The sequence below is a fragment of the Sutterella massiliensis genome, from assembly GCF_016899755.1.
Taxonomy (GTDB): Bacteria; Pseudomonadota; Gammaproteobacteria; order Burkholderiales; family Burkholderiaceae_F; genus Sutterella; species Sutterella massiliensis.
The window spans coordinates 33,033-47,392 of record NZ_JACJJC010000002.1; the positions used below are offsets into that span (position 1 = coordinate 33,033).

Sequence of the window (14,360 nt, forward strand, 5' to 3'; positions counted from 1 at the left end):
ACAGGCCTCAAAGGCTTGACGTACGGTGAGGCGCCGCCCGTCCATGCGAAAAAGTGCGCTCCCCAATGCATGGAGAACGCCCGAACAAATCCGAGCGCGCCGAAATCGTGCACAATGGCATCCCCGACGCGGTGCGGCGAACCCAACGCGTGCCGTCCGAGCCCTTTATTCCATCCATTCTCTTTAACGTCCACCGTTTGAAACGTGAACATCCAAGCGCCATGACGACCGAAACCGCTGCCGAAACGCTCCGCTTTGCGAGCTGGAACGTCAATTCCCTCAAGGTGCGCCTGCCGCAGGTGCTCGACTGGCTAGAAGCGAGCCGCACGGACGCTGTCGTGCTGCAGGAAACGAAGCTTGTCGACGAACTCTTTCCGCGGGAAGCCATTGAAGCGGCTGGCTACGACGTCGTCTTTACGGGGCAAAAGACCTATAACGGCGTTGCGCTCCTCGCGCGGCGCGAAAAGTTCGCGCTTGCCGAAACGGTGCTCAATCTCCCGGGTTACCCCGACGAGCAGAAGCGTTTTGTCGCTGCGACGCTGACGCCCAAAACGGCCGCGGGCGCGGCTACGCCCATTCGCTTTTGCGGCGCCTACGTGCCGAACGGCATGGCGGTCGGGAGCGGCAAATACCTCTATAAGCTCGACTGGCTCGCGCAGCTCGAGCGCACGATGCGCGCATTTCTCGCCGAAACGCCAAGCCTCATCCTCGGCGGGGACTTCAATATTGCCCCCGCCGCGCGCGACCTCTGGGATCCGGTCGGCTGGGCCGACGGCATTCTCTGCTCGGGCCCCGAGCGCGAAGCCTTCGCTTCGCTTCTCGGCGCGGGCCTCGCCGACAGCTTCCGCCTCTTCGAGCAACCCGAGGGCGCCTATTCCTGGTGGGATTACCGCCAGCAGGGGTTTGAACGCAACCACGGCCTGCGAATTGACTGCCTTCTGGTTTCTTCGGCACTGGTGCCGAAGGTCGCCGCCGCCGCGATCGACACGGCGCCGCGCGGCAACGCACAGCCCTCGGACCACGCGCCCGTCACGGTCGACATCGCGCTCCGGCAGAACGTAAACGCCGACTGAGAAAACTTCTCCGCCCGGGAGAAAGCGAGCGCTTTGGCGGGGCTGCACCGAGCGCATGAAGCGTCGAGCCCGCAGAAGCCAGGCGACTGCCACATAAGCTAGAGCGCGTAGTCGGTTTGCGCGCGGGTAGAACTTTGCCCGCTTTACGGTGCCGAAAAAGCACGTTACCCGCCATAATACGGGCGCCCGATCGGCGCAACTGCGACTCGATCCGGCACCGTATTTTCTCATCGCGCACTTTTTTTCTTTCACCCTACCGACATGCCCGAATCCGACGACTATCGCTATTCCGTCCGCCACGACAGCACCGAAGGAGCGTGCAGTCAAACGCAGGCGGGCGCGGCCGAGGCTTCGGCTGGCGGTACGGGGGAGCGACGAGACAATGTGCCCGAAATCGGCGGCATTCTGCGCGTGGGACTCCCGGGCGACTATCGCCCCTTTGCGTTCAAGGATCCCGAATCGCCCTCGGGCTACACCGGACACGATGTCGAACTTCTCGAAGCACTCGGACGTACGGCGGGACTCATCGTCGTTTTTCTTCCGACAAGCTGGCCGAGCCTGGAAAAGGATCTGCTCGCCGGGCGCCTCGACGCAGCCGCGGGCGGCTTGACGCCTACGGCAGCGCGCGCCGAATGCGGCCGGTTCCTGCCGCCCTACGCCCCCTTTAGAAAGGTTGCGCTCGTAAGACGCAACGATGCGGAACGATTCGAGACGCCCGCAGCACTCGATATGCCCGACGTACGCGTCGTCAAAAATCCGGGCGGCACGAACGAAATCTGGGTCGACGAACATTTCCGCCGCGCTTATGTAGCAACATGTCCGGTGAACGAAGCGATTCCGGGGCTCATTGCCGACGGCGTGGGCGATGTCATGATCACCGACGCTTTTGAAGCGGATTGGTATGTCGCGCACGACCGACGCCTCAAAGCGATCTTTCGCGGCATTGAAGGCGAGGCCGCACTTTCGCCCGTTCAGTGGAAAGCCGTGCTTGTTCACGAAACGCTCAAGCGAACGAAGCACTCGACGAGACCGCCGCTCTATGAACGTCTTCTCTCGGCTTGGGAGCGCCTAGAAGAATCGGGCGAAATCGCGCGGCTCGCCAAGAGGTGGTTTCGTGCGGGTGCCGTTCAAAACGAATCGGAAAGCGCAGAGAACGCCTGAAGCTCTCCGAGCGGCAAAGTGAACCCGCCTTCTCATTCGTGCGAGCGAGCCGTTCGCTTCGCCTAGGCTGAATGACCTAGGGAGACTTACCGCATTCGGCTGAGCGGCGGCAACGAGCGCTCGCTTCACCTTCCTCGAGAAGGACGTCTCATGTTCTAATGAAATTCGTCCGCTTCCGTGCATTCTGCCGCAGCGGTTTTTCTTCACTCAAACATGAGGTTCATATCATGAAACGTCGCACTTTGATAAGTGCCATCGGTGTGGTGGCACTGAGCAGTGCCTACTTCTTCCCGATGACGTCTTATGCTGCGGCGTTAAAGGGTGAAGGCGGCCGTCCCGTCCGCATCGTCGTTCCTTATCCGCCTGGCGGCCCGCTTGACGTCTCCGCGCGCGCCATCGCAGACGCCGTGAAGGACAAGCTCGGCACGGTCGTTGTCGAAAACCGTCCGGGTGCTGGCGGCAACGTCGGCGTCGCCTACGTCTCGAAGGCCGACCCCGACGGCTACACACTCGTGATGGGGGCGGTTGCAACGCACGCCATCAATCCGTGGCTTTTCAAGAAGCTGCCCTACGATGCCGAAAAGGACTTCAAGCCCGTCACGCTCGTCGCGACGGCGCCGAACGTTCTCGTCATCACCCCCGCCTTCTCCGAACGCACGGGGATCAAGAGCCTCAAAGACCTCATCGCCTACGCCAAGGCACACCCCGGCGAACTCAACTACGCCTCGGGCGGCAACGGCTCTGCGGGCCACATGGCCGGTGAGCTCTTGAAGAACAAAGCCGGCATCGACATGGTCCACATCCCGTTCGCAGGCGCCTCGCCCGCGCTTCTCTCGGTGCTTTCGGGCCAGACCGATCTCATCTTCGACAACTTGGCGAGTTCCGCTGCCAATATCAAGGCAGGGAAACTCATTGCGCTGGCCGTGACGACGAAGGAACGCACGGCGCTTCTGCCCGACGCCCCCACGATGACCGAGGCTGGTGTGCCCGACTTCGACATCTACACCTGGTTCGGTCTGATGGTGCCCGCCAAGACGCCCGACGACATCGTCAAGCAGCTCTCCGACGCGATCGTACCCGCCCTTTCCGATCCGGAAATGACGAAGCGCTTTGCCGCTTTCGGCGCCGAGGCCGCACCGACCTCGCCCGAAGACTTCGGCAAGCTCATCGCCGAAGAGAAAGCGAAGTACAAGACGCTTGTCGCGCTCTCGGGCGCACGCGTCGACTGAGGCTTCAGACACTCTGCAAAGCCCGCAGCAGCGATCGAACGCTGAGCGGGCTTTGCGCTTTGAACGGACGGCATGTTCGTTCGGGGGCCCATGCGGACACAATGCCCGACTCGATTTGAGCGGTTGACCTGACGCCGGCTCGCTCAGGTGCTCTATGTCGCTCGAGTGCCGCAAGCTCGCGGCTCGCTCGCGTGACCTGCTTGAGAAGAGCGATGCAAAACCGGTGCGCGTTCTCGGGTCGCCCATTTGCGTCGCGTTTCGGCATGCTTAAGCAGCGAAAGGATGCGGGGCGAGTTCGGCTTCCCGTCAGCGTCTTTCAGAGATGCGCTGCCATTGGTTACAGCGGTACCTCGAATGACCGCTCCCCGAATGCCGTATGCTCGAGGACTTTTCGATCCGGCCCATGCTTCTCGGGTAGTCCGCCGAACGCCTCACCTCGGTCACGCACCGAGTGCCGTCCCTCTTCAAAGCGCAGCAGAGCCCCGAAGTATCATCGAGTGCTCGCGATGCCGTTTGCCTCATCGTCCGACGCCGCTTCTTTCCTACGTCGCTCGGTGCCGGCAGGCTGCAGACAACAAACAAAGCCAATACGAAAAGAATCGCTCCCGAATTCCGAAAGGCACAAGCTCTCATGCGCATTCAAAATCAAAAAGACTTCGCCGCCGGCATGTTCTACATCGTGATCGGCATCACGGCGATCCTCACCCTCAAAGGCAACGAACTCGGCACACTCGCACGCATGGGGCCGGGCTATTTTCCGACAATCGTTGCATCGGGCCTCATCCTGACGGGCCTTGCCATCGCTATCAAAGCGGCGCTTCGTGCGCCCGTTGCCGCTGACGACGGCAACATTCGCTTCGGCAAACCCATCTCGGCGCTTCTCATTCTCGGGAGCGCCGCCTTTTATGCCGCAACGCTTCTGAAGCTCGGCTTTTTCCTCTCGATCGGCGGCATGATTGTGATCGCTTCGCTTGCACATCCGGCCTTCAAGCTGCGTGATGCACTCGCAAGCGCCGTCTTCCTCACAGTGCTCTCCGCTGCGCTCTTCATTTGGGGCCTGGGTCTCATTGTGCCGCTCTGGCCCGTTTTCTTCTGAGGAGCGTACGCAAATGGATCTCATTCAAAACCTGCTGATCGGCTTTGAAGCGGCAATTTCGCTCCAGAACCTCATTTACTGCTTCGTGGGCGTTGCCATGGGAACGCTCGTGGGCGTTCTCCCCGGCATGGGGCCTGTCGCGACCGTGGCGATGCTGCTGCCGATCACCTACGCGCTTGATCCTTCATCGGCGCTCATCATGCTCGCGGGCATTTACTACGGCGCGCAGTACGGCGGTTCAACCACGGCGATTCTCGTCAATATTCCGGGCGAAGCCGCCGCCGTCGTCACGTGTCTTGACGGCAACAAGCTCGCAAAAAAGGGGAAAGCGGGCACGGCGCTCGGCATTGCCGCGATCGGCAGCTTCGTTGCCGGGTGCTTTGCGACGCTTCTCATTGCCGCCTTTGCCGCCCCCATGACCGAGCTCGCCTTCCAGTTCGGACCGCGTGAATACTTTAGCCTCATGGTGCTTGGGCTTGTCGGCGCAATCGTGCTCGCCTCGGGATCGCTTCTCAAGGCCGTCGGCATGATCTTCATCGGGATTCTTCTCGGCTGCATCGGCATGGACGTCAATTCCGGCGCACTTCGTTACGTCTTCGGGATCGATGAACTCATGGACGGCATCGACTTCGTGGCGCTTTCAATGGGCGTTTACGGCTTTGCCGAAATCATCCGCAACATCGAAGTTTCGGGTGTGCGCGAACCGATGCCTGCCGCCATCGGTCAAATTCTCCCGACGAAAAAAGATCTCAAGGAAGCTGCGCCCGCCATTTGCCGCGGCACTGTGATCGGGTCGCTCCTCGGAATCCTCCCCGGGGGCGGAGCGCTTCTGAGCGCCTTTGCGTCCTACACGCTCGAAAAGAAGTTGGCCGGCGACCGCGCCGATCCGCCCTTTGGCGAAGGCAACATCCGCGGCGTCGCCGGACCGGAATCAGCCAACAACGGCGGCGCGCAGACGAGCTTCATCCCGATGCTTACGCTCGGCATTCCGTCGAACGCCGTCATGGCGCTTATGATCGGCGCGCTCATGCTCCACGACATCACGCCCGGGCCGCAGGTGATGGCATCGAACCCGCCGCTTTTCTGGGGACTTATCGTCTCCATGTGGATCGGCAACGTCTTTCTCGTGATTCTCAATATCCCCTTGATCGGCCTCTGGGTGCGGCTTCTGCGCGTGCCCTACCGGCTGCTCTATCCGGCGATTCTCTGCTTTTGCGCGATCGGCGTTTATTCGATCAGCAACAATCCCTTCGACATCTGGATGACGATCATCTTCGGCGTCTTCGGCTGGATCGTGGGTAAACTCGGCTGCGAATGCGCGCCGCTACTTCTGGGCTTCATCCTCGGACCGATGCTCGAAGAGAACCTGCGCCGAGCGCTCCTCCTCTCGCGCGGCGACCTGATGACTTTCGTCGAAGGCCCGATTTCGGCAACGCTGCTCGCGATTTCGGCGTTCCTCCTCGCGATCATCGTCTTCCCGGCCGTACGTGCCGGACGTGAAAAAGCCTTTGCCGAAGAGGATTGAGCGCACGAAAATCGGAAACACACCTAAGGCGCTGCCGATCATTCGCATCGGGAGCGCCTTTCTTCTTTTTTCTGCCCGACTCTGTATCGCTTATGCGGCGTGCGACCGATCGATCGCGAGCTTGAGCGAAGCGCACCAACGCTGCGCACACAGCAGATCATCGACGGATGCCCCCGGACAATCGCTTGCGCGCAGCGCGTTATCGGCGAGGAATGTTTCGATTAAGTCCTCGGCATTGAAGCTTGCGAGGTGCACACCCGCAAATGTCTCTGCAGGAACGCCTTTGACGCCGAGCGCAGCAAGGCGCGCTTCGTCGATCGTCGGAAAGGCGCTCATCCAACCGACAACGGGTACGAGTACGCCGCTTTGCCCGACCACAACGGGAAGCGCAATATCCTCTTCCGGTTCCGCCTTTTCCCCTTGGGCTTCGGCGCTCGAACTCGGAGACCCAGCGAGCACCACCGAGACGCTTTCGGCCCAGAAGCGCTTGGCGCGCAGCCGATCTCGGAGCCAAAGAATGGGCCAGACGGCAAAGAGCGCCCAGAAGGGCGACGTGAGAAGCAAAGCGACGGCTAGCCATGTACCGTCCGGCACGCCTCTCATCGAAAAAACGGTGCCGAAAATTCCCCAAAGCCACCAGACGAGCCAAAAGCGCCGACGGCGCGCACGCGGGATCGGGGTCTCGACCGCGCGATCGACGTCTTCAAGTATCAAACTCGACATTTATTTCTTGCTTGAGCCACTTTTCTCAATGCACATATGAAATATTTCTTCACCTTATCATTTGTGTCCCATGCATCAATTTTCATTATATTTTCTGGGTATCTACATTTATATAAAACAACCCCTTCTTCCTCATAGATTTCGATATCCCTTGTCATTTCAAATTCTTTTTCCCTCCTAAAATATATTAAATCCAAGACGGTAACACCTAAAATATTTTTAATCTCCTTTAGATTATCAATTATTTCTTTTGAAGAAAATTTATCCTGTACTGATTTTGTCTCAAAATAAACAAATAAAACCTTCTTTCCACTTAAATCCGTATATAGTCTTTTTATTCTTCTTAGATACTTATTTTTAATTTGCTGAAAACACTCAAGAGGATTTTCCACATATATACCCAAATCTTTTTTTGTAAAATCATGAGGATGATAGAACCCTGTACGTTTATTTGTCGCAACGTACGATCCCTCTTGCTCGTCGCTCAAGCAAAATTCTAAATCTTCTACATTTAGAAAATTCTCAAAATTATTTTTTATCAGCGAAAATCGACTAGATATACCACCTTTAGCAATCCAGTCAAATGGGAAAGACGCCTTTCTTAAAAAATTTTGCCTCAACAAATGCGCAGATATACAATTATCCCCTAATGAAATACAAAAATCATAATTTGAATTTATACCCCTATTCGCAAATTGAATTGCAAAATTTCTGAAAATTTTAGGTATGAAATGTCTTGCTAACCGACTCTCACCTGGAGTAAATCTTATTTTGTAAACATTCATTTTTTCATTCATTTATGAGGCCCTTCTATTCTCTATCAAAAGATTAATTTATATCTTCGAAATATTACAAGAATAATTCTTGTCGCAAAAATAGAGGGTAAAGCCGTAGCACCATTTGCAAGACTAAATTTAGGATCACTTCAATTCTCGAGCGCGTAACTGCCCACATCCGCCATCCACATCCTGTGCCGCCGAATCACGAAGCGTTGCAATGACGCCGCGGGAGCGCAGGCACCGCACAAGCGATGCCGCATGTTCACGCTCGGGCCGCTTGAAGGGGCTTCCATCGACAGCATTGACGGGGATGAAATTCACCATCATGTAGCGGTCTTGGAGCTTGTCGGCCAAGCACTCGATTTCTGCCGTCGAATCGTTGACACCCTCAATCAGCGTCCACTGAATTTGCGCGGGGTACCCGGTTTTCTTGGCCCACTGATCGGCGGCCTCGATAAGTTCGTCCACCGTCATCCGGGTGCCGTGCGGTAGAAGCTTTTTGCGTTTCTCGTCGTCTACCGTGTGAAGCGATACGGCCAGTGCAGGCTTCACAGCACTTTTGTCCAAAGCAGCAAAGAGACGCCGGTCCCCCACGGTCGAGACCACAAGATCCTTGTGTCCGAATTCCCCGTACGTACCGAGCAGGTCTACGACGCACATGACTGCATCGAGATTGTGCGAAGGCTCGCCCATGCCCATAAAAACGACCTTTTTGGTTTCAGGGCGCAGCTTTCTCGCGAGCGCCACTTCTGCAGCTATTTCAAGGTCCGTCAGCTGTCGAATAAGACCGCCCTGCCCCGTCATGCAAAAGACGCAGCCGACTGCGCACCCCATCTGCGTCGAAACGCAAACGCCTTTCCTCGGCAGAAGCACCGACTCCACAGTCTGACCGTCAGCAAGCGTCAAGAGAAGGCGTTCGCTCTCGGGGTCCGAACCCGAGTGGCGACTGCGAAGTTCAAGAACCGCCTCCAGTTCACGGCGCAAACTCGGCACAATTGCGCGCATCGCTTTCGGATAGCGTTCGTCGTCGAGCTGCGGCCATTCACCTTTTCCGAGCCAAGCACGGAAAAAGCGGCGCACGTGTATGGGCTTTGCACCTGTAGCGAGCAGGTGCGAGCTGACCGCTTCGAGCGTCAAGCGCTTCTTTTCTGTCGGACTGGTCTGGCTATTTGTAAATTGAATCGGAGAATTCATCTCGTCTTTCAGAGGACGTGGCGGGAAATACAAAGCTGATTGCGGGACCGCTCATGATGCATCAAGATCCGCACGCTTTACGCGAAAACCGCTCAACATACCAGAGAACTGTCTTTCTCAGCGCATCGTCAAAGGTGCATTCCGGCTTCCAGCCAAGCTCATCTCGAATTTTTTGGCAGTCCACCGCATACCGGAAATCGTGTCCCGGCCTGTCGGCCACCAACTCGATCTGAGATTCGTACCGATCGCTCGGAAGCGGTTTGACATCGTCCAAGATGCGGCAAATTTGCGTTGCGATTTCCAGGTTCGTCCGTTCGTTGCCGCCGCCGACGTTGTAGGACTCACCGCTCCTGCCGTGATGAAAAACCGCATCAATGGCTCGATAGTGGTCGCCCACCCACAACCAATCGCGCACATTGGTCCCCGTGCCGTAAATCGGGATGACTTCGCCGGCAAGCGCTTTACGGATAACGGTCGGAATGAGCTTTTCGTCGTGCTGCCAGTAGCCGAAATTGTTCGATGAGTGGGTCGTCACGACATTCATGCCGAATGTCTGGGCATAAGAGCGAACAATCAGATCCGCCGACGCTTTACTTGCCGAATAGGGGCTGTTGGGGCGATAGGGAGAGTCTTCACGGAAAAAGCCATCCTCTCCAAGCGTGCCATAGACCTCATCGGACGATATCTGGTGGAATCGAGCCTTGTCGAGCTTTTTGGTTTTACGCCAATAGCAAAGCGCCTCGTCTAAGAGTGTCGTCGTCCCGACGATATTCGTTTGAATAAACCGGAAGGGATCGGCAATTGAGTTGTCGACGTGGCTCTCGGCTGCGAAATGAATCACACCGTCGACGGCGTATTCCTCCAGGAGACTCCTCACCAGAGAGCGATCGCAAATGTCACCTTGAACTGGGATAACATTGGCGTTCTGCTTTTGCTTCTGGAAAAGTTCCTTATGCGCGGCATACGTCAGGAGATCCAGATTGATCAGGCGGTATTCGGGATATTTCTTTGAAAAACAAGCGATAAAGTTGCCGCCGATGAAGCCTGCACCTCCCGTTACAAGGATCGTTTTGTCAACCATGCTGAATTAAATGCTCTTGTATTTTTCTGGTAATGGTATTGCGGCCAATACCCAGTCGCTCAGCAGCTTCCACTCGTCTGCCGCGAGATGAAGAAAGCGCCTCGTTTATCAAAATCGTCTCTACTTCGCCTATGACGGAGGTCCACAGATCCGTTTCGTTCGAAGCTAAGCGTCCTTGTATATCTCTGGCGAGCAAAATCTGCCACGTTGACGAAGAAGCAGGTGTTTGGTTGTACTCAGAAGCCTGCCCTTTTCGTTCCTGTATTCCCCGATCGACTGTGCGAACCTTTGAGACGTCTAACGGAACCGAGTCCTCCTTCTTGCGTAGGTCGGCAGGCAAATCTTCGACACGCACCTCGTGCGCCGGGGCCATAACGAGCAACCAACGGCAAAGATTTTCGAGCTCTCGTACGTTCCCAGGGAACGAGTGCTGCTCGATCACACGCAGTGCTTCGGGCGTCAGCACCTTCGGTTCAAGTCCGAGCTCCTGCGCGCCACGCGCTAAGAAATGAAGCGTCAGAGGCTCGATATCCTCCTTACGCTCTCTTAGGGGCGGAAGCCGAAGGCGAATGACATTGAGGCGATGAAAAAGGTCTTCTCTAAACTCACCCGCCTTGACTCGAGCTTCAAGGTCTTGATTTGTCGCGGCAATAACGCGGACATCCGCTTTGATCGGATCGTGCCCGCCGACGCGATAGAACCAACCGCTGCTTAAAACGCGAAGCAGACTCGTCTGGAGCCCCATGGGCATGTCGCCGATTTCGTCCAGAAATAGCGTACCGCCCTTTGCCTGCTCAAAGCGACCAAGTCGCGTTGAAGTCGCGCCGGTAAAAGCACCTTTTTCGTGACCGAACAGCTCACTTTCGAGCAACTCTCTCGGAATGGCCGCCATGTTGATGGCGATAAAGGGGGCTCGGCTGCGACGACTGTGCTTCCAGATAGCGCGCGCGACCACCTCTTTGCCGGCACCGGATTCACCGGTAAGCAAAACCGTGACGTTGCTCTGAGAAAGACGTCCAATCGCACGAAAGACATCCTGCATCGCCGGCGCATGCCCGATCAGCGGCAGTTCGTTGCTGAAGGACTCGACCGGAAGCGACTGTGCTTCCTCATGTCGAACCGACGATTCTTCCATCGCACGCTGAATGAGTGCTACGGCCTTCGGCACATCAAAGGGTTTCGTCAAATACTCGAATGCGCCGCCCTGAAAGGACGATACGGCACTTTCAAGATCCGTATAGGCGGTCATGATGATGACGGGAAGCGTCGGCAGAAGCGCTTTGACCTTCTCGAGAAGCTCCACGCCGCTCATGCCCGGCATGCGGATGTCGGATACCAAAACAAGGGGCAGCTTCTTCGAATCACCAGCCTCGACCATACGCTTGAGTGCGTCGAGCGCATCCGCCGCATTGTCGAAGGCTTTAGCAGTAATCGACGCTTTCGCAAGCGCTTTTGTGAGCACCCAGCGAATGGCCCGATCGTCATCCACGACCCACACGGCGGCCGACTGCTCCGGCAGATGCTGCCGCGCAAAAGCATCGTCTTCATGACCGAAAGTCGATCCCGTCATTTCCTTTCATCCTTCTTTCTGTCAATTCTCACCGTGTCCACTGACTGACCTACACGCCGTTCCGAGTTTGCTTGGCCGCTCGCACCGAAGGGGAGCACCACGGTAAAGTCCGTGCACCCCGGCTCGCTCTCGACAGACACTCGACCGTTTGATTCTTCGACAAAATTTTTGACGATCGAAAGCCCCAATCCCGTACCCTCGGCACGCCCCGTAACAAGCGGATAAAAGATCTTTTCGCGAATCTCTTCGGGAATGCCGGGACCGTTGTCGACAATGTCGACCTGGAGCACGGAGCGAACACGCTCGCCCCCTGTCAGCACATCTCGCGCTATGCGGGTTTTGAATGTAATGACAGCCCGGCCCTCTTGACGCAGTCCCGCTGTTGCCTCGGCAGCATTCCTGGCGATATTGAGAAAAACTTGCGTCAATCGCTCCCGATCGCCCTGAACGGGCGGCGCCGAAATATCGTAGTCGCGAAGGAACGTGAGACCAACAGGAAACTCCAGCAGCAACAAGTCGGCAACGCGCTCGAGCACTTCATGCACATTGACGGATTCGATGCGCTTGGGTGCTCGATAGGGCAGAAGCAAACGGTCGACAAGATGCTGCAGGCGATCGGCCTCTTCCAAAATGATGTTCGTCGCTTCTCGGTCCTCTTCGCGCTCAAGATCGGCATCAAGGAGCTGCGCCGCGCCGCGAATACCGCCGAGCGGATTTTTGATTTCGTGGCCGAGATTTCTCAAGAGCTCGGCGTTTGCTGCGCGAATGTTCTCTTCGACAGCGTCGCGCTCTTCCCGAAGTGCGTCGTCAAGACTGATCGCCTCCAGAAGATAGCTGAGGTTCGGCAAATCCGAGACTTGCTGAACGGCAAAACTTGCGAGCGACGTCAGCGTAACGCGCACGCGTACGGGCGGTCGCATGCCGCAGTTCAGTAGAGAAACGGCGGTCGCGCCACTCTCGGAGAAAAGTACGTCAGCGTGACGAATGCCGCGAGAGCGGGCGTCAGTCCCCTCGTCATCCGCTCCAAACCAAACCGCAGCAGCCTCCAGATACGCTGAAATGGACGTGCCGCGTACGGTTCGCTTAGCCCGTCCTAGCAACGATTCAGCTGCCGTATTGAGGTCGACAATCCGACCGCCGGCATCTAAGCCGATTACAGCGGTCGACAGGAGCTCGAACGCTTCAAATGCGGGCACTGCTTGCCGGCCGTCAGAGGATCGCCCTGCCACTTTCTGCATTTTGTCTCGATTCACACCCGACTCCCGTCATGCACAATCGGAGCGAATGCGCCCCATAGACAAATCGGGGACGATGCATCGAGCATGCCACCGTCCCCGAATCCGACAATTTGCGGCTCGAGCGCACGACACGCTGTCGGTCGTGCGCCCTGCGTCAGAACCTCTACGACATTAAAGCGAATAGTAGAGGTCAAAGTCGAGCGCCGTCACCGCCATCGACGCACGGAGGACTTCCTTGCGCTTTTCGGCGATGTAGGCGTCGATGAAGTCGTCGCTGAAAACGCCGCCCTTCGTCAGGAACTCGCGATCCTTGTCGAGTGCATCAAGCGCCACTTCAAGGTTCGGCGCAACCGTCGGAATGAGCGCGTTTTCTTCGGGCGGCAGGTCATACAAGTTCTTGTCGGCCGCTTCACCCGGATGGATGCGATTTTCAATGCCGTCGAGACCGGCCATCAGCAGCGCCGAGAAGCCGAGGTACGGGTTGCAAAGCGGATCCGGGAAGCGGATTTCGACGCGACGAGCCTTCGGGTTCGTCACAAACGGAATGCGGATGGAGGCAGAACGATTGCGTGCAGAGTAAGCAAGCTTCACGGGCGCTTCAAAGCCCGGAACCAAGCGCTTGTACGAATTGATGCCCGGATTCGTAATAGCGTTGAGCGCGCGGGCGTGCTTGATGACGCCGCCGATGTAGTAGAGCGCCAGATCCGAGAGGCCGGCATAACCATTGCCGCTGAAAAGGTTCTGACCTTCCTTCCAAATCGACTGATGCACGTGCATACCGGAGCCGTTGTCGCCCTCGATAGGCTTGGGCATGAACGTCGCGGTCTTGCCGTAGGCAGCCGCCACATTCCACACCGTGTACTTCACGATCTGTGTCCAGTCGGCGCGCTGAACGAGCGTCGAGAAGCGCGTACCGATTTCGCACTGGCCGGCACCGCCCACTTCGTGGTGGTGAATTTCAACGGGCACGCCCTGCTGCTCGATCAGCGTGCACATTTCGGCGCGGATATCGGCAAGCGAATCCACAGGCGAAACGGGGAAGTAGCCGCCCTTCATGCGATTGCGGTGACCGAGGTTGCCGCCCTCCATGTCGAGACCCGACGACCACGGCGCTTCTTCAGAAGTAACGCGGAAGAAGCTCGAACCGGGCTTATGATCCCACTGCACGCCGTCAAAGATGAAGAATTCGGGTTCGGGGCCGAAGAAAGCGGCGTCACCGATACCCGTCGACTTCAGATAGCTTTCCGCACGGTTGGCGATCGAGCGCGGGTCGCGCTCGTAGCCCTTACCTGTCGTGGGTTCGAGAACGTTGCAGGACAAAACCAGCGTATTGGCTTCACGGAACGGATCCATGCGCGCCGTGTTCGGATCCGGCTGCAGCAGCATGTCGGAAGATTCGATGCCGCGCCAGCCGACGAAGGAAGAGCCGTCAAAGGGCTGACCGAGCTCGAAAGTGTCTTCCGTCAAGTGTTCGGCAGGAATCGTCAAATGCATTTCCTTGCCGAGCATGTCGGTGAGACGAAGGTCGACGAACTTGGCGTCGTTGTCCTTAACCATCTGCAGAACGTCAGCAGCGGTAGTCATGTGTGCTTCTCCTGGAAGAGTTCACTCCGCGTGCGCTTGCACAGCCGCACCGGAGCGCGATTGAGATCGACCCGACGCCGATACGATTCCGACGCCGTCATCAGGTT

The 14,360-nt window shown here is 57.2% G+C and carries 12 protein-coding genes; 5 read left to right on the plus strand and 7 right to left on the minus strand.

Going from position 1 to position 14,360, the window contains the following annotated elements:
• The first annotated feature begins 221 nt into the window (after positions 1-221).
• From xth to H6A60_RS01550, 5 genes are all read left to right on the plus strand, one after another.
• The gene (xth, locus tag H6A60_RS01530; RefSeq protein ID WP_205101588.1) at positions 222-1,073 is read left to right on the plus strand and encodes an exodeoxyribonuclease III; all 852 of its coding nucleotides are present in this window, start codon (positions 222-224) and stop codon (positions 1,071-1,073) included.
• A 261-nt stretch (positions 1,074-1,334) separates the two neighbouring features.
• Positions 1,335-2,234, plus strand: a complete 900-nt coding sequence (locus H6A60_RS01535; RefSeq protein WP_205101589.1) for a transporter substrate-binding domain-containing protein — start codon at positions 1,335-1,337, stop codon at positions 2,232-2,234.
• A 227-nt stretch (positions 2,235-2,461) separates the two neighbouring features.
• Positions 2,462-3,463 (plus strand): Bug family tripartite tricarboxylate transporter substrate binding protein, encoded by a 1,002-nt coding sequence (locus H6A60_RS01540; protein ID WP_205101590.1) that lies wholly within the window; start codon positions 2,462-2,464, stop codon positions 3,461-3,463.
• 631 nt (positions 3,464-4,094) lie between these two features.
• Positions 4,095-4,559, plus strand: coding sequence for a tripartite tricarboxylate transporter TctB family protein (locus H6A60_RS01545; protein WP_205101591.1), 465 nt, complete (start codon positions 4,095-4,097; stop codon positions 4,557-4,559).
• Between the two features lie 13 nt (positions 4,560-4,572).
• Positions 4,573-6,084 carry a tripartite tricarboxylate transporter permease gene (locus H6A60_RS01550; RefSeq protein WP_205101592.1) on the plus strand — a complete coding sequence of 504 codons (1,512 nt, stop codon included), beginning with the start codon at positions 4,573-4,575 and terminating at the stop codon, positions 6,082-6,084.
• Between the two features lie 90 nt (positions 6,085-6,174).
• Here the strand turns inward: H6A60_RS01550 and H6A60_RS01555 are convergent, their stop codons facing one another.
• The 7 genes from H6A60_RS01555 to glnA form a co-directional block, all read right to left on the minus strand.
• The gene (locus H6A60_RS01555; protein WP_205101593.1) at positions 6,175-6,807 is read right to left on the minus strand and encodes a DUF805 domain-containing protein; all 633 of its coding nucleotides are present in this window, start codon (positions 6,805-6,807) and stop codon (positions 6,175-6,177) included.
• Positions 6,795-7,604 carry a DUF1796 family putative cysteine peptidase gene (locus tag H6A60_RS01560; RefSeq protein ID WP_205101594.1) on the minus strand — a complete coding sequence of 270 codons (810 nt, stop codon included), beginning with the start codon at positions 7,602-7,604 and terminating at the stop codon, positions 6,795-6,797. The genes H6A60_RS01555 and H6A60_RS01560 overlap by 13 nt, the downstream gene beginning before the upstream one ends.
• A 123-nt stretch (positions 7,605-7,727) precedes the next feature.
• On the minus strand, positions 7,728-8,723 hold the full coding sequence (locus H6A60_RS01565; RefSeq protein WP_239477521.1) for an RNA methyltransferase: 996 nt from the start codon (positions 8,721-8,723) through the stop codon (positions 7,728-7,730).
• A 118-nt stretch (positions 8,724-8,841) separates the two neighbouring features.
• Positions 8,842-9,861: a dTDP-glucose 4,6-dehydratase gene (gene rfbB, locus H6A60_RS01570; protein ID WP_205101597.1), complete on the minus strand. Its 1,020-nt coding sequence runs from the start codon at positions 9,859-9,861 to the stop codon at positions 8,842-8,844.
• Complete coding sequence (gene ntrC, locus H6A60_RS01575) at positions 9,854-11,431, minus strand: nitrogen regulation protein NR(I) (RefSeq protein ID WP_205101599.1); 1,578 nt, start codon at positions 11,429-11,431, stop codon at positions 9,854-9,856. The genes rfbB and ntrC overlap by 8 nt, the downstream gene beginning before the upstream one ends.
• Positions 11,428-12,669: a nitrogen regulation protein NR(II) gene (glnL, locus tag H6A60_RS01580; RefSeq protein WP_205101601.1), complete on the minus strand. Its 1,242-nt coding sequence runs from the start codon at positions 12,667-12,669 to the stop codon at positions 11,428-11,430. The genes ntrC and glnL overlap by 4 nt, the downstream gene beginning before the upstream one ends.
• Before the next feature lie 171 nt (positions 12,670-12,840).
• Positions 12,841-14,253, minus strand: coding sequence for a type I glutamate--ammonia ligase (gene glnA / locus H6A60_RS01585; protein WP_205101605.1), 1,413 nt, complete (start codon positions 14,251-14,253; stop codon positions 12,841-12,843).
• Positions 14,254-14,360 lie beyond the last annotated feature (107 nt).

Bases quoted from the DNA above. Each gene is read 5' to 3' on its own strand.
- xth (WP_205101588.1), top strand. From the start codon at position 222: ATGACGACCGAAACCGCTGCCGAAACGCTCCGCTTTGCGAGCTGGAAC.
- H6A60_RS01535 (WP_205101589.1), top strand. From the start codon at position 1,335: ATGCCCGAATCCGACGACTATCGCTATTCCGTCCGCCACGACAGCACC.
- H6A60_RS01540 (WP_205101590.1), top strand. From the start codon at position 2,462: ATGAAACGTCGCACTTTGATAAGTGCCATCGGTGTGGTGGCACTGAGC.
- H6A60_RS01545 (WP_205101591.1), top strand. From the start codon at position 4,095: ATGCGCATTCAAAATCAAAAAGACTTCGCCGCCGGCATGTTCTACATC.
- H6A60_RS01550 (WP_205101592.1), top strand. From the start codon at position 4,573: ATGGATCTCATTCAAAACCTGCTGATCGGCTTTGAAGCGGCAATTTCG.
- H6A60_RS01555 (WP_205101593.1), bottom strand. From the start codon at position 6,807: ATGTCGAGTTTGATACTTGAAGACGTCGATCGCGCGGTCGAGACCCCG.
- H6A60_RS01560 (WP_205101594.1), bottom strand. From the start codon at position 7,604: ATGAATGAAAAAATGAATGTTTACAAAATAAGATTTACTCCAGGTGAG.
- rfbB (WP_205101597.1), bottom strand. From the start codon at position 9,861: ATGGTTGACAAAACGATCCTTGTAACGGGAGGTGCAGGCTTCATCGGC.
- ntrC (WP_205101599.1), bottom strand. From the start codon at position 11,431: ATGACGGGATCGACTTTCGGTCATGAAGACGATGCTTTTGCGCGGCAG.
- glnL (WP_205101601.1), bottom strand. From the start codon at position 12,669: ATGCAGAAAGTGGCAGGGCGATCCTCTGACGGCCGGCAAGCAGTGCCC.
- glnA (WP_205101605.1), bottom strand. From the start codon at position 14,253: ATGACTACCGCTGCTGACGTTCTGCAGATGGTTAAGGACAACGACGCC.